Source organism: Micromonospora sp. R77 (genome assembly GCF_022747945.1).
In the GTDB taxonomy this organism is placed as follows: Bacteria; Actinomycetota; Actinomycetes; order Mycobacteriales; family Micromonosporaceae; genus Micromonospora.
Genome location: NZ_JALDST010000001.1, coordinates 4,901,565 through 4,920,623, shown reverse-complemented (window position 1 = coordinate 4,920,623; position 19,059 = coordinate 4,901,565). Strand labels below are relative to the sequence as shown.

Below are 19,059 nucleotides of genomic sequence, written 5' to 3'. Positions count from 1 at the left end.
ACGGATGTGGGCGGTCGGGCACCTCCCTACCGTCGATGAGGTGACGACGCAGACGACGTATGCCGACATGGTGAGCTGCCGGGACGTCCGCAAGACGTACGGCGCCGGTGAGTCCGCGGTGCGGGCGGTGGACGGTGTCTCCGCCGACTTCGCCGCCGGCGAGTTCACCGCCATCATGGGCCCGTCCGGCTCGGGCAAGACCACCCTGATGCATCTGCTGGCCGGCCTGGACACCCCCACGGAGGGCGCGATCAGCGTCGCCGGCACCTCGCTGGCGGGGCTGGACGACCGGGCGCTCACCGACCTGCGCCGGGACCGGATCGGGTTCGTCTTCCAGGCGTTCAACCTGCTGCCCACCCTGACCGCCCGGCAGAACATCACGCTGCCGCTGCGGCTCGCCGGCCGACCGGTCGACGCGGCACGGCTGCGGGTCATCACCGACGCGCTGCAGATCGGCGACCGCCTGGAACACCGGCCGGCGGAGCTCTCCGGTGGTCAGCAGCAACGCGTCGCGGTCGCCCGGGCCCTGCTGGCCCAGCCCTCGGTCGTCTTCGCCGACGAGCCGACCGGCGCGCTCGACATCGCCACCGGACGGGCCCTGCTCGGCGGCCTCCGGGACGCGGCACAGCAGTACGGGCAGACGATCATCATGGTGACCCACGATCCGGGAGCGGCGACGTACGCCGACCGGGTCCTGGTGATGGCCGACGGCCGTATCCACGACGAACTGCGTCGCCCCACCCGGGACACCATCCTCGCCTCGCTCGCCTCGGTGACGGTGTGACCATGATCTTCGCACTCGCCTGGGCGCAGGTCCGCACCTATCCGGCACGGCTGCTGGCGATCATCGCTGCAGTGCTGCTGGCTACGGGTTTCCTTGCCGCCACCGCCACCTTCGCCGCCACCTCGGGTGAGGGGTTGCGGCTCACCGCCGCGGCGCCGTTGACCACGGCGGACATCCTCCTGGACGCGGGAGGTTCGGTGCACGACCCGGGCTGGTACCGGGCAGCGGCGGAGGTTCCCGGCGTCCGCACCGTCGATCCGCAGTACGCGCGCACGGTCAGCGTCTTCGGTGGCGACCGGCGCGGTTCGGCGAACGTGCAGAGCATCGCCGCCACGCCCGAGGTCCGCTGGTTCGACCTGGACCACGGGTCCTGGCCCACCGGCGCCGGCCAGGTCGTCGCGGATCAGCGGACGCTCGACGACCTGGGCGTCGGGGTGGGCGACCACCTGGTCTTCCGACAGGGCGACGCGGAGCCGGTGACCGTCACCGTCACGGGCTCGACCGACCTCGGCTTCCGGCCGTTGACCGGATCGTCGTTCCGCTTCTATGCCGACCCGTCGTTCTTCGCCGGCGACGTACCCCCCGCGGCCCTGGTCACGGTCGCCGAGCCGGACCGGCTCGCGGACACCGTCGACGGGATCGACCGGGCGCTCCCGTCGGGCGCCTCGGCGATGAGCGCCGCCGCCGCAGCCGACCAGGCCGCGGCGCGCTTCGCCGGGGGCAACACCCAACTGGTGGTGCTGATGCTGGCCTTCGCCGCGGTGGCCCTCCTGGCCTCCGTGCTGGTCATCGCCAACACCTTCCATGTGGTGATCGTCCAGCGGATCCGGCAGATCGCCCTGTTGCGGCTCGTCGGCGGCCACCGCGCCCAGGTGGGGCGGGTGCTGCTGGCCGAGGCCGCCATCGCGGGCACGGTCGGGGCGGTAGCGGGGGCGGCGGTCGGCGTCGCCGTCGGCTACCTCGGCGCCGACCTGCTCGACATCAGCGGTGGCGGTCTGCGGGTCAACCCCCTCGCGCTGGTGGGCAGCGTGCTGGTGGGAGTCCTGGCCACGCTGGCCGCCGCCTGGTTCCCGACGCGACGCGCCACCCGGGTCCCGCCGGTCCGTGCGCTGCAGGAGGCCGCCGAACCACCGGCGGGCACGGTCCGCGGCGGGCGTCGCCTGGTCGTCGGCGTGGTGGTCACCGTCGTCGCCGCCGCGGTGCTCGGCCTGGCCGGGGTCGCCGTCTCGCTGCCACTGGCCCTGCTCGGTGGAGTGCTGCTGGCGGCGGGTCTGCTGATCGCCCTGCCCCGGCTGATCGCGCTGCTGCTGCCGCCGGCCACCCGGTTGATGGAGCGCTTCGGGGTGGCCGCCGGCCTGGCCGGCAACAGCCTCAGCCAGAACGCCCGCCGGACTGCCGCGGCGGCGATGGCCGTGGTGGTCGGCGCGGCCCTGATCGCCTGCCTGGCCGTGGCCGCCACCACGGGGCGCGCCACCGTGGACGCCGACCTGGAGGCCCGGTACCCGGTGGCGGTGAGCGCACGCACCGACGGCGGTCCCATCAGCGGTGAGACGGTACGGGATCTCGCCGCGGTGCCCCAACTCTCCGTCGCGGCCACCGTGGGCACCGTGGACGCCCGGTTCGCCGACGCCGGCAAGCCGACTCCCGCCGCGCTCGCGGCCCTGCCCGGCGAGCTGACCCGCACCCTGGCCCCCGACCTCGCCACCTCCGCCGGTCCGCCGGTCGTCCTGCTGCCCGCCGCCTATCTCACCGCCCGTGGCCTGTCGGACGGCAGCCCGGTCAGCGTCGGCGTGGGGAACCGGACGCTGCAGTTCACCGCGCGCTCCTCCCGGCTGGCCGACACCACGGGTCAGCTCCTCGGGGTGACCTCCGCCGACGCGCTCGCGGCCCAGGGCGTCGCGACGGTGCCCACGACCGTCTGGGGGGTGGCACGTCCCGGGTTCGACCGGGACCGGCTGACCGATCGGGTGAACGCGGTCGCGGCCCGCGACCCCGGCGTGGAGCTGGGTGGCGGCATCACGGAGGGCAGCGACATCGCCGACGTGCTCGCCATCCTGCTCGGGCTGTCGCTCGCGATGCTCGGCGTGACCGTGATCATCGCGCTGCTCGGCATCGCGAACCTGCTGGGTCTGTCGGTGATCGAGCGGACCCCGGAGATGGCGCTGCTGCGGGCGCTCGGTGCCCGGCGCGGCCGGCTACGGGCGATGCTCGCCATCGAGGCGGTGACCATCACGCTGGTCGGCGCGGCCGCCGGTGTCGTGATCGGCGTGCCGGTGGGCCTGGTCGGGGTGACCGCCACGGTCGGCGCGACGGCCGCACCGGTCATCCGCCTGCCCTGGGGGCAGCTGGGTCTGTTGCTGCTGGCGGCGGTGGTGACCGGGGTGCTGGCCAGTGTGGCGCCGGCCCGGCGGGCGACGCGGATCTCTCCCGCGCAGGGCCTGACCCGCTAGTCGGGCGCGCCTCAGCCGATCTCCTCGTCGACGAAGCACCAGCGCCACGCCTCGCCCGGCTGGATCGACCGCATCACCGGGTGCCCGGTCGACTCGAAGTGCTTCGTCGCGTGCTGGTACGCCGAGGAGTCGCAGCAGCCGACGTGTCCGCAGGTCAGGCAGGCGCGCAGGTGCACCCAGTCGGCGTTGCCGACGGCGACGCAGTCCGGGCACTCCTCGGTGGTCCTCGGTTCGGCCGCGCCCGGCTCGGCCAGATGCTGACAGCTCATCGCTCGTCCTCCCGCTCGCGTCGGCCGCTCAGTCGGCGGTCTCCTGGCGCAGCAACGACTCCTCCAGGTCCAGGTCACGGTAGGCCCGCACCAGCACCTCCTCGGGGATCTTCCCCGAGTCGCGGGCGGCCCGGAACACCTCCCGCTCGGCGTCGATCATCTCCTGCCGCAGCCGACCGTACGCCTGGGACGGGGTTTCCCGGTCGGTGCCCCCCAACCGCTCCCAGGCCAGGTTGGTGCGGCTCTGCACCAGCCCGCGCAACCGTTCGACGACGGCCGGGGGCGCCCCCTCGGCGAGCTCGTCGAGGCGTTCCCGGGCGGCCCGGCTGGCCTGCTGCTGCACCGCGGCGGCCGAGAGCGCGTCCTGCACCGGGTCGTCGGCGGGGATCCTGAGTCGGCGGGCGACGGCGGGCAGGGTGGCACCCTGCCCGACCAGCGTCACCACGATCACCGCGAAGGCGAGCCAGATGAACAGTTGTCGCTGGTAGGGGCGGTCGGCGGCGAGGGTCAGCGGCAGCGCGAGGGCGGCGGCGAGGGTGACCACGCCGCGCATGCCGGCCCAGCCGATGACGATCGGCACCTGGATCGGCGGGGCCGGGTCCTTCTGCCGGACCCGGGGCACGAGCCGGGCCAGGTAGGTGGCCGGGAAGAGCCAGACGAACCGGGCCAGGAAGACCGCCGCCACCACCGCGGCCGTGATGCCGACCAGGAAGCCGAACGGCTCGTCCAGGTCGCGGACCACCTCGCGCAGTTGCAGCCCGACCAGCAGGAAGACCAGCCCCTCCAGCAGGAACCGGGTGAGCCGCCAGAACGCGCCGATCTGCAGCCGGGAGGCGGCGGACATCAGCATCGGCATCTTGTGGCCGATGCCGAGCCCGGTCACCACCACGGCGACCACCCCGGAGGCGTGGATCTCCTCGGCGGCGAAGACCACCGCGAACGGCACGATCAGCGAGAGCGCGTTGTCCAGCACGGCGTCGGTGATCCGCTTGTGCAGGTAGCCGAAGACCACCACGCCGAGCAGGCCGACCAGGATGCCGCCGCCGGTGGCGACCAGCACCTCGCGGCCCACGTCGCCGACGCTCACCCCGCCGCCGGTCGCGGTGGCCGCGACGATCGCGACCCGCAGCAGCACCAGCGCGGTCGCGTCGTTGACCAGGCTCTCCCCCTCCAGGATGGTGACGATCCGGCGGGGCAGCCCGACCCGCCGGGCCACCGCGGTGGCGGCGACCGCGTCGGGCGGCGCGACCACCGCGCCGAGGGCCAGGCAGATGGCGTACGGCAGGTCGGGCAGGAACAGGTGCAGCACGGTGCCCACCACGAACGCGGTGAAGATCACCAGCCCGACGGCGAGCAGCAGGATCGGGCGGAGGTTGAGCTTGAACGCCGGCACCGACGTCTCCAGGGCCGCCACGTAGAGCAGCGGCGGCAGGATGCCCACCAGCACCAGGTCGGGGTCGAGCCGGATCTGCGGGAAGCCGGGCACGAAGGAGAGGGCGAGGCCGAGCACGACCAGCAGGATCGGCGCGAGCAGGCCCAGCCGTCGGGCCAGCGCGGCACCGAACGTCGCGATCGCGAGGACGACCACGACCTCGAAGAGAGCTTCCATGGGGTACGAGCCTAGGCCGCCTGCGTTTCCGGGCCGGTCAGCCGGCCGGCCGCAGTTTCGGCAGCACCTCGGCGCCGAAGGTGTCGATGAACGCCCGCTGCTCCTGCCCGACGTGGTGCAGGGCGATCTGGTCGAAGCCCAGCTCCAGGTAGTCCTCCAGCCACCCGACGTGCCGGCCCGGGTCGGCCGAGACGTTGACCGTCGAGGTGACCTTCTCCATCGGCACGTCCGCGCTGACGGTGTCGAAGTGCTCGGCGGTCTCCAGGTCCCAGCAGACCGGCGGGGCGAAGACGTTGCTGCGCCACTGGTCGTACGCGATCGCCTCGGCCTCGGCCTGGTCGGCCGCCCAGCTGACGTGCACCTGCAGGTGCAGCGGCCCCCGCCCGCCGGCGTCCCGGTAGGCGTCGATCATCTGCCGCAGGTGGTCCACGGGCGCGTTGACGGTGACCAGACCGTCGGCCCACTCGGCGCACCAGCGGGCGGTGGCCACGCTGACCGCCGCGCCGATCAGCGCGGGCGGCTGCTCGGGGCGGGTCCAGAGCTTCGCCCGGTCGACGGTGACCAGGCCGTCGTGGCTGACCTCCTCGCCGGCCAGCAGGGCCCGGATGACGTCGACGCACTCGCGCAGCCGGGCGTTGCGCAGTTCCTTGCGCGGCCAGCCGTCGCCGGTGATGTGCTCGTTGCTCGCCTCGCCGGTGCCCAGCGCCGCCCAGAACCGGCCCGGGTACATGGCGCCGAGGGTGCCGATGGCCTGCGCGATGATCGCCGGGTGGTAGCGCTGGCCGGGTGCGTTCACCACGCCGAACGGCAGGTTGGTGGCCTGGAGCGCGGCGCCCAGCCAGGACCAGGCGAAGCCGGACTGGCCCTGCCGGGCGCTCCACGGCGAGAAGTGGTCGGAGCACATGCCGCCGTCGAAGCCGGCCCGTTCGGCGTGGATGACCGCCGCCAGCAGTTCGGCCGGGTGGATCTGCTCGTGCGAGGCGTGGAACGCGAACACCGTCATGGCCGCACTCCCTACCCAGCCCGGCCCCGGTGTAAGCAGGGGCCCCGGTGCGGCGGGGCCCCTGCCGGCGGCCGCGTTACTCGGAGTGCGCGCCCGCGCCCGCGCCGGCCTCGCCCGCGCCGATCCAGACGGTCTTGGTGTTGCAGAACTCGCGCATGCCGACGGCCGACAACTCGCGGCCGTAGCCGGAGTTCTTCACGCCGCCGAACGGCAGCTCCGGATAGGAGGTGGTCATGCCGTTGACGAAGACGTTCCCGGCGTCCAGGTCGGTGGCGAAGCGCTCCTGCTCGGCCGGGTCGGTGGTCCAGGCGTTCGAGCCGAGCCCGAAGCTGGTGCCGTTGGCGATCTCGATCGCCTCGTCGTACGACGACGCCCGGTAGAGGCCGGCGACCGGCCCGAAGACCTCCTCGGACCACATCCGCATCTCCGGCCGCAGGTCGGTGACCACGGTCGGCGGGTAGTACCAGCCGTCGCCGTCGGGCTTCTCGCCACCGCAGAGGATGGTCGCGCCGTTGTCCACCGCGTCCTGCACCTGGGCGTGGATCTCGTCCCGGCCCCGCTCGCTGGCCAGCGGCCCCACGTCGGTGTCGGCGTCCATCGGGTCGCCGACCCGCAGCGCCGACATCCGGGCGGCGAACTTCTCGGCGAAGGCGTCGAAGACGTCGGTGTGCACGATGAACCGCTTCGCCGCGATGCAGGACTGGCCGTTGTTCTGGCAGCGGGCGGTGGTGGCCACCTCGGCGGCCTTGTCCAGGTCGGCCGAGGGCATCACCACGAACGGGTCGCTGCCGCCGAGTTCCAGCACGGTCTTCTTCAGCTCCCGCCCGGCGATCTGGGCGATCGAGCGGCCGGCCCCCTCGCTGCCGGTGAGGGTGGCGGCCCGGACCCGGGGGTCGCTGAGGATGCGGTCCACCGCGTCGGAGCCGACCAGCAGGGTGCTGAAGGCGCCCTCCGGGAAGCCGGCCCGGCGGAACACGTCCTCCAGATAGAGCGCCGTCTGCGGCACGTTGGAGGCGTGCTTGAGCAGCCCGGTGTTGCCGGCCATCAGGGCCGGCGCGGCGAACCGCATGACCTGCCAGAGCGGGAAGTTCCACGGCATCACCGCGAGCACCGGCCCGATCGGCTGGTAGCGGACGAACGCCCGCTGGGCCTTGACCGCCCCGGCGTCGGCGGGCTCGTCGGCGAGCATCCGCTCGGCGTGGGCGGCATAGAAGCGGCAGGCGGTGGCGCACTTGGTCACCTCGGCCTTCGCCGCCGCGTACGTCTTGCCCATCTCGGTGGTCATCAGCCGGGCGGTCTCGTCGCGCTCGGCGTCGAGCAGGTCGGCCGCGGCGTTCAGCCACTCTCCCCGCTGGGCGATCGTGGTGCGGTGCAGTTGGCGGAAGGCCAGGTCGGCGCGTTCGATGGCGGCGTCGACCTGCTCGTCCGACATCGGGTCGTACGACTTGAGCACCTGTCCGGTGGCGGGGTTGGTGGTGGCGATGGACATCTCGTACTCCTGTCACTCGAAGAGCGAGTGGTGCGCGCCCGGCTCCTCACGACGGCGGGCGACCCGACGGCGCTGGACGACGACCAGGTCGACCACGGCCACGGCGGCGAGCAGGGCGCAGAGCACGCCCAGCCACCCGGCGTGGACCCGGAACGCCCACACCGCGAAGACGGTCATGGTGACCAGGCCGAACGCCGCCAGCGCGAGCCGGAGGTTCAGCGCGCTGTACGCGTGGCCGACCGTGCCGCGGGCGCGCCGGGGCTGCGATCTCGTCATCCTGGAGGGCTACCCCCGAAAACGGTGGAGCTAACCGACCGGCCCCGGTGTGCCGCGCCCGGTGATCCCGGCCACCCAGGGGGTATCCGGCGGATGCGACGGCCGGTGCGCTGCGTTACACCCCAGCGCCGGGACCGGGCCCACACCGGCGGCGGCGGGGAGGATGCAGGCATGACCACGACCCATGCGGTACCGGTGACCGTCGCCATCGCCCGGCGCGCCGATCCCGCCCGGAGCCACGAGATGGTGGCCTGGATGCGGGCCGGCACCGGGCTGGCCGAGACCTTCCCCGGCTTCCTGGGCGCCGGGTGGGTGCAGAGCGCCCCCGGCTCGCCGGAGTGGCACATGCTCTACCGCTTCGCCGACCACGAGACGCTGAGCCGCTGGGAGGAGTCCCCGCAGCGGCGCTGGTGGCTCACCTCGGCGCAGGGCATCGTCGAGCACACCCGGGTGGAGCGTCGCACGGGCATCGAGGGCTGGTTCGAGCCGCCGGTCGACCACGTGGTGGAGGTGCTGGACACCGAGCCGGCCGCGCCGGTCACCCCGCCCCGGTGGAAGCAGGCGGTGACGATCTGGTTGGCGTTCTTCCCGTTGAGCCTGACCGCGACGCTGCTCACCGCCCGGTTCATCGCCGACGTCCCGCTGGCGCTGCGCACCCTGCTCATGACGCTCTGCCTGACCCCGTTGATGACCTACCTGGTGCTGCCCCGGATCACCCGGGCGCTGCACTGGTGGCTGCACGGCCAGCCGGCACCGTGGCGCGCCCGGCGTATAGCACGTCAGTCTTAACGACGGTGGTCGATGCCGGAAAGCCGACAGGAGCGGACCGCCGGACCCCCGCGCCCGCGTAAGGTCGATCTTCCGTAGCTCCGTGCGGGACGGGGAGATCACCATGCCTCGACGTTGGGTCGCCGCCGTCGCCTGTCTCGCGGCCCTGGTCGCGCTCGCCTGCGAGGGGGGCGGTACCGCCTCCCCGCGCCCGTCGGGCGGCTCCCCACCACCCGGCGGCCCGGCGGTGCTGACCGCGCTCGGCGACTCGATCACCACCGGCTTCGGTTCCTGCCTGGTGCTCATCGCCTGCATGCGCAACTCCTGGTCCACCGGGAACGGGGTGCGGGTGGAGAGCCACTACCAGCGGCTGCACGACGACAACCCGAGGCTGCGGGCCTACAACCACGCCGAGCCGGGGGCGCGGGCGGCGGAGCTGACCGGGCAGGCCGAGGCGGCGGTCCGGGACAAGGCCGACTACGTCACCGTGCTGATCGGCGCGAACGACGCCTGCCGGGGCGACGTGAACTCGATGACCCCGGTGGCGACCTTCCGGACCCGGGTCGACCAGGGCCTGCGGGTGCTGCGCAAGGGCCGGCCGAAGGCGCGGGTGCTGGTGGTGAGCATCCCCGACCTCTATCGGCTCTGGGAGGTCGGGCACACCGAGTCCCGGGCCGTCCGTGCCTGGTCGCACGGCATCTGCCCCGCGCTGCTGGCCGATCCCACGTCGACCGCGCCCGCCGCGGTGGCCCGCCGCACCGCGTTCCGGCAGCGCATCGACGACTACGACGCCCAGCTCCGCGCCGCCTGCCGGGCGTACGGCAGCCGTTGCCGCTACGACGGCGGGGCGGTGCACCGGCTCCGCTTCGACCTCGACCTGGTCAACACCCTCGACTGGTTCCACCCGAGCGTGACCGGGCAGAACCGCCTCGCCGAGGTGAGCTGGCCGGCCGCCGGCTGGTCGCACTAGGCCGGAGCAACCGGCGGCGGCCGGTTCAGGGGCGGCGCTGCTGCGGAAGGTGTTCCGGGCCACCCCGGTAGAGGGCGCGGGCCCGGTCCGCGAGGTCCTTGGTGGCCGAGGAGTTGGCCCAGGTGCCGAGGACGATCGCCGCCCCGGGCACCACCTTGGCGACGATCCGCTTCGCGGCGCGTACCCCGGCCATCTGGGCCAGCCGGACCCCGAGCTGGAGCATCACCCGACCCAGCGGACGCTCGCCGGCCAGCCCGAAGAGCGCCCCGGCGCGTTCCCGCCCGGCGGCCACCCCGAGGGCCAGCCGGGCGCTCTCCGCGACCTTGTGCACCTTCTGCAGCACCAGCAGGTCGGTGGCCCGGTCCCGGTGCGTCGGGTCGACGCCGTACGCGGCGGCGACGTGCAGCACCAGCCGGGCCTGGGTCCAGGCCAGCACCCCGATGTCGATGACCGCGCCGGGCAGCCCGGCGGCCCCGGACACCGCGCCGGAGAGCCGGGCCCGGTTGACGAACCGGCGGACCGCCTGGTCGGCCAGTTCCTCGGCGGGGACGCCGGGCCGGGCGGCGCGTTCCCGGGCGACCCACTGGGCGGCCTCCGGGCCGAGCCGGCGGACCGCCTCCAGGGCCAGGTGCTCCGGCGCGTACTGCGGGTCGTCCCGCATCCGGTCCCAGAGGGTGGCCGGCGGTGCCTCGGGGACGTCCTGGGGTGCGGCCGGCGGCGCGGGAACGGTCGGGTCGACGGGTACGGGGTCGGTCACCTGGGCTCCCGGAGGGGTCGGACGGACGTCAGGAGGGACGACGGCTGGAGAGCCGGCCGGCCAGCTGCTTGAGCTTGCGCTGGTTCTCCGGCTTGGCCAGCTGGCGGCGACCCTGGTCGACCAGTTGCTGACCCCGCGGTGACCGCAGGAACGTGCTGATCCGCTGCACCAGTGACATGTCGTCCTCCTGTCGTGGTCCCTCATCATGTGTACTCGGGACCGGCAACCTCCTGTACCCGGGACGGCCGACCGGTAAGCGTCCACAGTGGTGAGGCCCGACCGGGTCAGGCCAGGATCGCGGCCACCACCGTCTCGGCCCGCCACTCGTGCTGGGCGTACGCGTCGGGGAAGGCGGAGACCTGCACCAGCTGGGCGGCCACGGTCAGCGGCAGGTCCTCCCAGCCGGGGATCTCCTCCAGGGCGGTGAGGAACTGGCGGGTGGCGTACGCGGGCTGCATCAGGTCGGCCACCGAGCCCCAACCGCTGCTCGGCCGCTGCTGGAACAGCCCGACCGAGTCGTGGTCCCAACCGATGGCCTGGTGCGGGTAGTTCTGCGACTCGGGCAGCACGCCGCTGGCGTAGTTGTAGAGGTTGCTCTCCTGCATCGCGGTGGCCACGGCGATGACCAGGCCCCGGCGGGGGACGCCCATCGCGCGGCCGGCGCGGACGATCGCCTTGGCGTTGTCCATCTGGGCCTGGTCCAGCCCGGCGACCGGAGCGATCCGCTTCGGCCTGGGCTTCGGCTTCGGCTTGGCCTTCGGCTTGGGCTTCGTCGTCGCCGACGGGGAGACGTCGGGGTTGGGCGCCGAGGTGCTCGGGACGACCGGGGCCGGGGCCTGCCGGGCCTCGCCGCGCGAGGCGACCTCGGGCGCGGCCCGCTGGGCGAGCTCGGCGCGCTGGTCGGCGGTGGGGGGACCGCCGACGGCGGCGTCACCGACCTGGGCGAAGCCCACCAGTCCGAGGCAGCAGACCAGGCCGGTGGCGGCGGCCACCTTGGTCCGGCCGGGGCGGGCGGCGAGGGGGTTAGCGAGGCCGCCGAGGCGGGTACGCAGGGAGCCGAGGGGGAAGAGCCGGGAAGCGGTGGCAGAACGTTCGGTGGATTGGGTATCGTCCGAACGGTCAGCCGAACCGCCGAGGCCACGCTGGTCGTCGAGGGTGCCGTCGTCACGCATCCGACGAGGCTAGGCAGGGCGAGGCTAGATCACCCAGCGTGATTATGTGGCCCTCGCCACATTCCTGGCGTATTCAATCGGACGTCGCTGACCAGGCACGGAAGGCCGGGGACGCACCTCTCCCACCTCGCAAACCTCCGTCCCGCGCCCGGCAGGGTGACGGAGGGTAGGTAGCACGCGGTTCCGGCCGACCACCACCATGATCCTTAAGTTCCACCGTTCAGTGGACTAGCCCCTCGTCCTTACCGCCGACCCGCCGGGGCGGTCGACCGGATCCGTCCCGGTTTGATCTTCCGGTGACCCAACTGTGATCATGCTGCCGCCGGCCGACCGGCCCACGCCGGAATGCAGGAGGATGGCGGGTACGTTGCCCCGAACGGGTGCCGTCGGCGTGCGGCGCCCGGACGCGCGTTCCCAGGGAGGTCCGAACCGGTGCTCGACCCACACGAGCTCTACGAACTCAGCGACGAGCTGCCCGACCTCGGTCAGCCGGTGCTGATCCAGGCCCTCACCGGCTTCGTCGACGCGGGCAGCGCGACCCGGCTGGCCCGGGAGCAGCTGCTCACCTCCCTCGAGGCCCGGCCGATCGCCCGCTTCGACATCGACCAGCTCTTCGACTACCGCTCCCGGCGCCCCGTGATGACCTTCGTCGAGGACCACTGGGCCGACTACGACGCCCCGGAGCTGGCGCTGCACCTGCTGCACGACGACGACGAGACGCCCTTCCTGCTGCTCACCGGACCCGAGCCGGACCTGCAGTGGGAGCGGTTCGTGGCCGCCGTCGCCGCCCTCTCCGCCCGGCTGGACGTCCGGCTCACCGTCGGGCTGAACTCGATCCCGATGGCCGTGCCGCACACCCGGCCGGCCGGGGTGACCGCGCACGCCACCCGGCCGGAGCTGATCTCCGGCTACGAGCCCTGGCTCCAGCGGGTGCAGGTCCCCGGCAGCGTCGGCCACCTGCTGGAATACCGGCTCGGTCAGCAGGGCCGCGACGCCCTCGGGTTCGCCGCGCACGTGCCGCACTACGTGGCCCAGGCCGAATACCCGGCCGCCGCGGAGGCGCTGCTCGCCTCGGTGTCCCGCAGCACCGGGCTGCTGCTGCCCCGGGACGGGCTGCGCAGCGCCGCCGAGGTGGTCCGGGTGGAGATCGACCGGCAGGTCGCCCAGACCGACGAGGCGGCCACCCTGGTCCAGGCCCTCGAGGAGCAGTACGACGCCTTCGCCCGGGGCCGTGGCGAGAAGAACCTGCTGGCCGCCGAGACCGGTCCGCTGCCCACCGCCGACGAGCTCGGCGCCGAGCTGGAACGGTTCCTGGCCGAACAGCCGCGACCGGGCGACACCCCCGGCACCTGACCGACAGCCCCGACGCCGGTCCGCCCCGCCGCGACACCCCGGGGCGGTCGCGCGGCGGGACCGGACCGGATGCGGCAGGCTGGACCCATGCGCCTGGCGACCTGGAACGTCAACTCGGTGAAGGCCCGCCTGCCCCGACTGCTCGACTGGCTGGCCACCACGAAGCCCGACGTCGTCTGCCTGCAGGAGACCAAGTGCCCCGATGGGGCGTTCCCGGTCGCCGAGGTGGGCGAACTGGGCTACGAGGTGGCCAGCCACAGCGACGGCCGGTGGAACGGCGTGGCGCTGCTGTCCCGGGTGGGCCTCGCCGACGTGGCCGTCGGCTTCCCCGACGAGCCCGGCTTTCCCGAGCCGGAGGCCCGGGCCATCTCGGCCACCTGCGGCGGGCTGCGGGTCTGGTCGATCTACGTGCCCAACGGCCGCTCCCCCGACGACCCGCACTACGTCTACAAGCTGGCCTGGTTCGCCGGCCTGCGGGACGCGCTGGAGGCGGAACTGGCCGGCGGCCTGCCGCTCGCGGTCTGCGGCGACTTCAACGTCGCGCCGACCGACGCGGACGTCTGGGACCCGGCGCTCTTCGCCACCTCCACCCACGTCACCCCGGCCGAGCGGGCCGCCCTCGCGGCGCTGCGCGACCTGGGGCTCAGCGACGTGGTGCCCACCCCGATGAAGGGCCCGCACCCCTACACCTACTGGGACTACCGGGCGGGAATGTTCCACCAGAACAAGGGCATGCGGATCGACCTGGTGTACGCCTCCGCCCCGTTCGCCCGCGTGGTGACCTCCGCGTACGTGGACCGGGAGGCGCGCAAGGGCAAGGGGCCCTCCGACCACGCGCCGATCGTGGTCGACGCGGAACTGGTGCCGGCCGTCGAGTCGTTCTGAGCCGCCGCGGCGGCGGGCCGACCCGATCCGCCGGGCGTGGCTAGGGTGGAGCCATGGCAGTCGTGAAGATCAACGCGATCGACGTCCCGCCGGGTGCCGGCGAGGAGTTGGAGAAGCGGTTCGCCGCCCGGGCCGGCGCGGTGGAGAACTCCCCCGGCTTCCTCGGCTTCGAACTGCTCCGCCCGGTCGCCGGGGAGAGCCGCTACTTCGTCTACACCCGCTGGGAGACCGAGGAGGCCTACCAGGCGTGGGCCGCCGGGCCGTCCCGCGCCGCGCACGCGGGCGGTGAGGGTGGCGAGCAGCGCAGGCCGGTCGCGTCCGGCGCGACGCTGCTGGAGTTCGAGGTGGTCCAGCAGGTGACCGGCAAGGGCTGACCGGGCGGCCTGCGCCGGCCTCAGGGGCGGCGGGTGCCGACCAGCGACGCGAAGGCGATCACGTTGTCCGCATAGCCGGTCCGCCCGCCGATCCACTCGCCGCCGCAGGTGATCAGGCGCAGGGCGGGCGGGCCGTCGTCGCCGTACACCCGGTCGGCGGGGAGGTTCGACTTGTCGAAGTGCTCCACGCTCTCGACCGCGAAGGTCACCACGCTGCGGTCCGACCGGGTCACCTCGATCCGGTCGCCCGGCTCCAGCTCGTGCAGGCGATAGAAGACCGACGGGCCACTCTTGGTGTCCACGTGCCCGACGATGATCGCCCGGCCCGGCTCACCGGGGGTGGGGCCGCGGTCGTACCAGCCGGTCTCGTGGTGCCGGCTCAGCGGCGGCACGTCGACCGAACCGTCGGGGGCCTGCCCGACCGGGGTCACCGGGGCGGACACCTCGATCGACGGCACCGCCAGGCGTACCGGCCGGCTCGCCGGCAGCCGGGCCGGCTCCGCACCGGCGGTGTGGGGGGCCGGTCGCGCCGCCCCGGCCACCTGGTCGAACGGGCCCACGGTCCGACCCAGCCCGGCCCCGGTGGCGAAGACGCCGAGCAGCACCAGCACCACCGCGAGCGGCGCCGACCAGGGACTGCGCCCCGGCCGCGGATCCGCCCCACCGGGCGGGCGGCCGGCTGCGGAGCGGGGTGGCTGCCCACGACGCGGCTCACCGTCGGGCGGCACCGGGCCGGCGGATCGCCATCAGCCCCACCACCGCGCCGGCCAGGGTCAGGCCGAGCCCGCCGGGCACCAGCAGGCCACCGAGACCCGGGCCGTCGGCGGTGCCACCGAAGCCGGTGGCCGGCCCACGACTGGGCGGCACCCGGGTGGGCGGCGCGTGGGTGGGTGTGGGTGACATCCCCTTGACCACCTGGAGCATCGTCGACGCGGTCTGACCGCTCGGGCACTCCAGCTTGACCCGGTAGTTGCCGGGGCGGGTGCGCTCCCGGACCATCGGGGAGGCGGTCAGCAGGCCCCGCTGCGGCTGCACCTGGACCCGGCCGAAGGCGTCCGACACCACGATCGCGGGGATCGAGTTGTCCCGGCAGCTGGCCCGGATGCCCACCAGGTAGCCGGGCTGCACGGTGCTCGGGGTGACCTCCACGAAGATCAGGTCACTCGGCAACTGCCCCTGCTCCCCGCCCGGCGGCGGACCGGGTGCCGGCTCGGCGGCCAGGGCGGGACGCATCCCGAGCAGGGGAACGGCGAGCGCGGCCCCGGCGAGCACCAGCGCGGCGCGGCGCGTGACTGACACCATGACCCCTCCCGGCGCCGTTGGACGGTCCCGGGCGACGGAACGCCCGTCCTCAGGGATGAATCCTCTCACTCCCGGGCGCACCGCACATCCGATCCACCGGAACCGTCGCGTACCCTCGGGTCGCTGTGACCTCCACCGACCAGAACCCCGCCACCGGGCCGGCGCACGCCGCCCGGATCCGCACCTTCCACCCCCGCCGCGGGCGGATGAGCGACCGGCAGCGCGACGCGCTGACCCGGCTCTGGCCGGCGTACGGGCTGGAGATCGCCGACCTCGACGGCGCGTTCGACCCGGCGGCGCTGTTCGGCCGGCGGGCCCCGCTGGTGCTGGAGATCGGGTCCGGCATGGGCGACGCCACCGCGACCATGGCGGCAACCGACCCGGACCGCGACTATCTGGCGGTCGAGGTGCACACGCCCGGCATCGCCAACCTGCTGGAGCTGACCGAACGGGCCGGGCTGGGCAACGTCCAGGTCGCCCGGGGCGACGCGCTGGACCTGGTCCGGGCCCTGCCGGAGGCGTCGGTGGACGCGGTGCACGTCTTCTTCCCCGACCCGTGGCCCAAGGCCCGGCACCACAAGCGCCGGCTGATCCAGCCGAGCCACGTCGCCCTGCTGCGCTCCCGGCTGGTCCCCGGCGGGACGCTGCACTGCGCCACCGACTGGGCCGAGTACGCCGAGGCGATGCGGGAGACGCTGACCGGCGACCCCGGGCTGGTGGACGGGCACGACGGCTTCGCCCCCCGCCCGGCGCACCGTCCGGTGACCAAGTTCGAGCGGCGCGCGCTGACCGCGGGGCGGCCGATCTTCGACCTGGTCCACCACCGGGCGGCCGGCTGAGCCGCGTACCCCTGACCCGGGTCGACGGGCGGCGCGGCGCGGGACGCGCGGGACGAGCGGTGCGCCCGGCGGGCGTCGCGGCCGACCCGGTTGGCGCGGGAGGCCATGATCCGGGCACGATGGGGGCGCTATGACGCTCACCGCCGCGCTCCCGAGAAGCGCCGACCCAGACACCCTCTACGACTCGTTCGCCGGCTGGGCGTCCGAGCGCGGCCTCGCCCTCTATCCCCACCAGGAGGAGGCGGTCATCGAGATCGTCTCCGGCGCCAACGTGATCATGAATACGCCGACCGGCTCGGGCAAGAGCCTGGTGGCGATCGCCGCGCACTTCGCCGCCCTGGCCGACGACCGGACCAGCTTCTACACGGCGCCGATCAAGGCGCTGGTGTCGGAGAAGTTCTTCGCGCTCTGCGAGGTCTTCGGCGCGGAGAACGTCGGCATGCTCACCGGCGACGCCAGCGTCAACGCCGACGCCCCGATCATCTGCTGCACGGCGGAGGTGCTGGCCAACCTGGCGCTGCGCGAGGGCGCCCGCGCCGACGTCGGCCAGGTGGTGATGGACGAGTTCCACTTCTATGCCGAGCCCGACCGGGGCTGGGCGTGGCAGGTGCCGATCATCGAGCTGCCGCAGGCGCAGTTCGTGCTGATGTCCGCCACCCTCGGCGACACCACCCGGTTCGTCGACGACCTGACCCGGCGCACCGGGCGGCCGACCGCCGTCGTGCGCTCGGCCGAGCGGCCGGTCCCGCTCCTCTTCTCGTACGCGATGACGCCGCTGCACGAGACCCTGGAGGAGCTGCTGCAGACCAAGCAGGCCCCGGTGTACGTCGTGCACTTCACCCAGGCCGCCGCCCTGGAACGCGCCCAGGCGCTGATGAGCGTCAACGTCTGCACCCGCGCCGAGAAGGACATGATCGCCGCCGCGATCGGCAACTTCCGGTTCACCTCCGGCTTCGGCAAGACGCTGTCGAGGCTGGTCCGGCACGGCATCGGCGTGCACCACGCCGGCATGCTGCCCAAGTACCGCCGGCTGGTGGAGACCCTCGCCCAGGCCGGCCTGCTCAAGGTCATCTGCGGCACGGACACCCTCGGCGTCGGCATCAACGTGCCCATCCGCACGGTGCTCTTCACCGGCCTGTCGAAGTACGACGGGGTGCGGACCCGGCTGCTCAAGGCCCGCGAGTTCCACCAGATCGCCGGCCGGGCCGGGCGGGCCGGCTTCGACACCCTCGGCCGGGTCGTCGTGCAGGCCCCCGAACACGTCATCGAGAACGAGAAGGCCCTGGCCAAGGCCGGCGACGACCCGAAGAAGCGCCGCAAGGTGGTCAAGAAGAAGCCGCCGGAGGGCTCGATCGGCTGGGGCGAGCCGACCTTCCAGCGCCTGGTCGAGGCCGAGCCGGAACCGCTCACCTCCAGCTTCCAGGTCAGCCACTCGATGCTGCTCAACGTGATCGGCCGCCCCGGTGACGCGTTCGCCTCGATGCGGCACCTGCTCACCGACAACCACGAGGACCCGGCCGCCCAGCGTCGGCACATCCGCCGCGCCATCGCCATCTACCGGGCGCTGCTGGCCGGCGGCGTGGTCGAACAGCTCGCCGAGCCTGACGAGACCGGCCGGCGGGTCCGGCTCACCGTCGACCTCCAGCTCGACTTCGCCCTCAACCAGCCGCTCTCCCCGCTCGCCCTGGCCGCCATCGAACTGCTCGACACCGAGTCCCCGTCGTACGCCCTGGACGTGCTCTCGGTGATCGAGTCGATCCTCGACGACCCGCGCCAGGTGCTCTCCGCGCAGCAGTTCAAGGCCCGCGGCGAGGCGGTCGCCGCGATGAAGGCCGAGGGCATCGAGTACGAGGCCCGCCTCGAACTCCTCGACGAGGTGACCTGGCCCAAGCCGCTCGCCGAGCTGCTGGAGGGCGCCTACGAGATGTACCGGCAGGGGCACCCGTGGGTCGCCGACCACCAGCTCTCCCCCAAGTCCGTCGTCCGGGACATGTACGAGCGGGCGATGACCTTCACCGAGTACGTGCAGTTCTACTCCCTCACCCGCTCCGAGGGACTGGTGCTGCGCTACCTCGCCGACGCGTACAAGACGCTGCGGCAGACCGTGCCCGAGGACGCCAAGACCGAGGAGCTGGTCGACCTCATCGAGTGGCTGGGCGAGCTGGTCCGCCAGGTCGACTCCAGTCTGATCGACGAGTGGGAGCGGCTGCGCAACCCGTCCGACGTGGCCGAGGTGGCCCAGGCGCACGCCGCCCTGGACGACCGGCCGCCCGCGGTCACCCGCAACGCGCGGGCGTTCCGGGTGCTGGTGCGCAACGCGCTGTTCCGTCGGGTCGAGCTGGCCGCCCTGCGCCGCTGGTACGACCTCGGCGAGCTGGACTCCGCCTCGGGCTGGGACGCCGACGCCTGGGCCGACGCGCTGGAGCCCTACTTCGAGTCGTACGACTCGATCGGGGTGGGGCCGGACGCACGTGGACCGGCGCTGCTCATGATCGAACAGGGTCGGGAGCGGTGGACGGTGCGGCAGATCCTGGACGACCCGGACGGCGACCACGACTGGGGCATCAGCGCGGAGGTGGACCTCGCGGCCTCCGACGAGGTGGGCGCGGCGGTGGTCCGGATCGTCTCCGTGGGCCAGCTGTAAGAAGTTCTTTCCAGGGGCCGTCCGGTGCGTCCGGACGGCCCCTTTTGCGCCCTGGGCGATGTCACCCCCGTCGATTAGAATGTATGTACTAATCGAGTTCCTGACCTGGGAGGAC

19 protein-coding genes are annotated in these 19,059 nt (G+C 73.5%); 9 read left to right on the top strand and 10 right to left on the bottom strand.

Features of this window, described 5'->3' with window-relative positions:
- Positions 1-4: 4 nt before the first annotated feature.
- Positions 5-784 (top strand): ABC transporter ATP-binding protein, encoded by a 780-nt coding sequence (locus tag MRQ36_RS23155; RefSeq protein WP_242798658.1) that lies wholly within the window; start codon positions 5-7, stop codon positions 782-784.
- Positions 781-3,234 (top strand): ABC transporter permease, encoded by a 2,454-nt coding sequence (locus MRQ36_RS23150; protein ID WP_308194904.1) that lies wholly within the window; start codon positions 781-783, stop codon positions 3,232-3,234. The genes MRQ36_RS23155 and MRQ36_RS23150 overlap by 4 nt, the downstream gene beginning before the upstream one ends.
- Before the next feature lie 11 nt (positions 3,235-3,245).
- Here the strand turns inward: MRQ36_RS23150 and MRQ36_RS23145 are convergent, their stop codons facing one another.
- The 5 genes from MRQ36_RS23145 to MRQ36_RS23125 all read right to left on the bottom strand — a co-directional run bounded on the left by MRQ36_RS23145 (position 3,246) and on the right by MRQ36_RS23125 (position 7,880).
- A complete protein-coding gene (locus MRQ36_RS23145) occupies positions 3,246-3,503 on the bottom strand; it encodes a UBP-type zinc finger domain-containing protein (protein WP_242798654.1) in 258 nt (85 codons plus the stop codon).
- A 28-nt stretch (positions 3,504-3,531) separates the two neighbouring features.
- Positions 3,532-5,112, bottom strand: coding sequence for a Na+/H+ antiporter (locus MRQ36_RS23140; protein WP_242798652.1), 1,581 nt, complete (start codon positions 5,110-5,112; stop codon positions 3,532-3,534).
- Positions 5,113-5,149: 37 nt separating this feature from the next.
- Complete coding sequence (locus tag MRQ36_RS23135) at positions 5,150-6,115, bottom strand: TIGR03885 family FMN-dependent LLM class oxidoreductase (RefSeq protein ID WP_242798650.1); 966 nt, start codon at positions 6,113-6,115, stop codon at positions 5,150-5,152.
- A 76-nt stretch (positions 6,116-6,191) separates the two neighbouring features.
- A complete protein-coding gene (locus MRQ36_RS23130; RefSeq protein ID WP_242798648.1) occupies positions 6,192-7,604 on the bottom strand; it encodes an NADP-dependent succinic semialdehyde dehydrogenase in 1,413 nt (470 codons plus the stop codon).
- A 12-nt stretch (positions 7,605-7,616) separates the two neighbouring features.
- Positions 7,617-7,880, bottom strand: a complete 264-nt coding sequence (locus MRQ36_RS23125) for a DUF6343 family protein (RefSeq protein ID WP_242798646.1) — start codon at positions 7,878-7,880, stop codon at positions 7,617-7,619.
- Positions 7,881-8,051: 171 nt separating this feature from the next.
- On the opposite strand from MRQ36_RS23125, the gene MRQ36_RS23120 reads away from it, so the two are divergent.
- Both MRQ36_RS23120 and MRQ36_RS23115 read left to right on the top strand, forming a co-directional pair.
- Positions 8,052-8,669, top strand: a complete 618-nt coding sequence (locus MRQ36_RS23120) for an antibiotic biosynthesis monooxygenase (RefSeq protein ID WP_242798644.1) — start codon at positions 8,052-8,054, stop codon at positions 8,667-8,669.
- Between the two features lie 103 nt (positions 8,670-8,772).
- Positions 8,773-9,618: a GDSL-type esterase/lipase family protein gene (locus tag MRQ36_RS23115; protein WP_242798641.1), complete on the top strand. Its 846-nt coding sequence runs from the start codon at positions 8,773-8,775 to the stop codon at positions 9,616-9,618.
- A 25-nt stretch (positions 9,619-9,643) separates the two neighbouring features.
- On the opposite strand, the gene MRQ36_RS23110 is transcribed toward MRQ36_RS23115, so the two are convergent.
- The 3 genes from MRQ36_RS23110 to MRQ36_RS23100 all read right to left on the bottom strand — a co-directional run bounded on the left by MRQ36_RS23110 (position 9,644) and on the right by MRQ36_RS23100 (position 11,547).
- Positions 9,644-10,375: an EcsC family protein gene (locus tag MRQ36_RS23110; RefSeq protein ID WP_242798639.1), complete on the bottom strand. Its 732-nt coding sequence runs from the start codon at positions 10,373-10,375 to the stop codon at positions 9,644-9,646.
- Positions 10,376-10,403: 28 nt separating this feature from the next.
- Positions 10,404-10,553: a hypothetical protein gene (locus MRQ36_RS23105; protein WP_242798637.1), complete on the bottom strand. Its 150-nt coding sequence runs from the start codon at positions 10,551-10,553 to the stop codon at positions 10,404-10,406.
- Positions 10,554-10,659: 106 nt separating this feature from the next.
- Complete coding sequence (locus tag MRQ36_RS23100; protein WP_242798635.1) at positions 10,660-11,547, bottom strand: peptidase M23; 888 nt, start codon at positions 11,545-11,547, stop codon at positions 10,660-10,662.
- 432 nt (positions 11,548-11,979) lie between these two features.
- Here MRQ36_RS23100 and MRQ36_RS23095 point away from each other — a divergent pair, with 432 nt between their 5' ends.
- The 3 genes from MRQ36_RS23095 to MRQ36_RS23085 all read left to right on the top strand — a co-directional run bounded on the left by MRQ36_RS23095 (position 11,980) and on the right by MRQ36_RS23085 (position 14,159).
- Positions 11,980-12,900 carry a proteasome assembly chaperone family protein gene (locus MRQ36_RS23095; protein WP_242798633.1) on the top strand — a complete coding sequence of 307 codons (921 nt, stop codon included), beginning with the start codon at positions 11,980-11,982 and terminating at the stop codon, positions 12,898-12,900.
- Between the two features lie 87 nt (positions 12,901-12,987).
- Positions 12,988-13,785, top strand: coding sequence for an exodeoxyribonuclease III (locus MRQ36_RS23090; RefSeq protein WP_242798631.1), 798 nt, complete (start codon positions 12,988-12,990; stop codon positions 13,783-13,785).
- A gap of 53 nt (positions 13,786-13,838) precedes the next feature.
- Positions 13,839-14,159: an antibiotic biosynthesis monooxygenase gene (locus tag MRQ36_RS23085; protein WP_091246605.1), complete on the top strand. Its 321-nt coding sequence runs from the start codon at positions 13,839-13,841 to the stop codon at positions 14,157-14,159.
- A 20-nt stretch (positions 14,160-14,179) separates the two neighbouring features.
- Here MRQ36_RS23085 and MRQ36_RS23080 read toward each other — a convergent pair whose 3' ends face one another.
- Both MRQ36_RS23080 and MRQ36_RS23075 read right to left on the bottom strand, forming a co-directional pair.
- Positions 14,180-14,887, bottom strand: a complete 708-nt coding sequence (locus tag MRQ36_RS23080) for a class F sortase (RefSeq protein WP_242798629.1) — start codon at positions 14,885-14,887, stop codon at positions 14,180-14,182.
- Entirely contained in the window at positions 14,871-15,461 is a 591-nt protein-coding gene (locus MRQ36_RS23075) for a hypothetical protein (protein WP_242798627.1), read from the bottom strand. Before MRQ36_RS23075 ends, MRQ36_RS23080 begins: the two co-directional genes overlap by 17 nt.
- A 125-nt stretch (positions 15,462-15,586) precedes the next feature.
- On the opposite strand from MRQ36_RS23075, the gene trmB reads away from it, so the two are divergent.
- Entirely contained in the window at positions 15,587-16,300 is a 714-nt protein-coding gene (trmB, locus tag MRQ36_RS23070; protein WP_242798625.1) for a tRNA (guanosine(46)-N7)-methyltransferase TrmB, read from the top strand.
- 130 nt (positions 16,301-16,430) lie between these two features.
- Positions 16,431-18,944 (top strand): RNA helicase, encoded by a 2,514-nt coding sequence (locus MRQ36_RS23065; protein WP_242798623.1) that lies wholly within the window; start codon positions 16,431-16,433, stop codon positions 18,942-18,944.
- Positions 18,945-19,059: the final 115 nt, after the last annotated feature.

Coding starts and splice junctions, on each gene's coding strand:
- MRQ36_RS23155 (WP_242798658.1), top strand. CDS start 5: ATGTGGGCGGTCGGGCACCTCCCTACCGTCGATGAGGTGACGACGCAG.
- MRQ36_RS23145 (WP_242798654.1), bottom strand. CDS start 3,503: ATGAGCTGTCAGCATCTGGCCGAGCCGGGCGCGGCCGAACCGAGGACC.
- MRQ36_RS23140 (WP_242798652.1), bottom strand. CDS start 5,112: ATGGAAGCTCTCTTCGAGGTCGTGGTCGTCCTCGCGATCGCGACGTTC.
- MRQ36_RS23135 (WP_242798650.1), bottom strand. CDS start 6,115: ATGACGGTGTTCGCGTTCCACGCCTCGCACGAGCAGATCCACCCGGCC.
- MRQ36_RS23130 (WP_242798648.1), bottom strand. CDS start 7,604: ATGTCCATCGCCACCACCAACCCCGCCACCGGACAGGTGCTCAAGTCG.
- MRQ36_RS23125 (WP_242798646.1), bottom strand. CDS start 7,880: ATGACGAGATCGCAGCCCCGGCGCGCCCGCGGCACGGTCGGCCACGCG.
- MRQ36_RS23120 (WP_242798644.1), top strand. CDS start 8,052: ATGACCACGACCCATGCGGTACCGGTGACCGTCGCCATCGCCCGGCGC.
- MRQ36_RS23115 (WP_242798641.1), top strand. CDS start 8,773: ATGCCTCGACGTTGGGTCGCCGCCGTCGCCTGTCTCGCGGCCCTGGTC.
- MRQ36_RS23105 (WP_242798637.1), bottom strand. CDS start 10,553: ATGTCACTGGTGCAGCGGATCAGCACGTTCCTGCGGTCACCGCGGGGT.
- MRQ36_RS23100 (WP_242798635.1), bottom strand. CDS start 11,547: ATGCGTGACGACGGCACCCTCGACGACCAGCGTGGCCTCGGCGGTTCG.
- MRQ36_RS23090 (WP_242798631.1), top strand. CDS start 12,988: ATGCGCCTGGCGACCTGGAACGTCAACTCGGTGAAGGCCCGCCTGCCC.
- MRQ36_RS23085 (WP_091246605.1), top strand. CDS start 13,839: ATGGCAGTCGTGAAGATCAACGCGATCGACGTCCCGCCGGGTGCCGGC.
- MRQ36_RS23075 (WP_242798627.1), bottom strand. CDS start 15,461: ATGGTGTCAGTCACGCGCCGCGCCGCGCTGGTGCTCGCCGGGGCCGCG.
- MRQ36_RS23065 (WP_242798623.1), top strand. CDS start 16,431: ATGACGCTCACCGCCGCGCTCCCGAGAAGCGCCGACCCAGACACCCTC.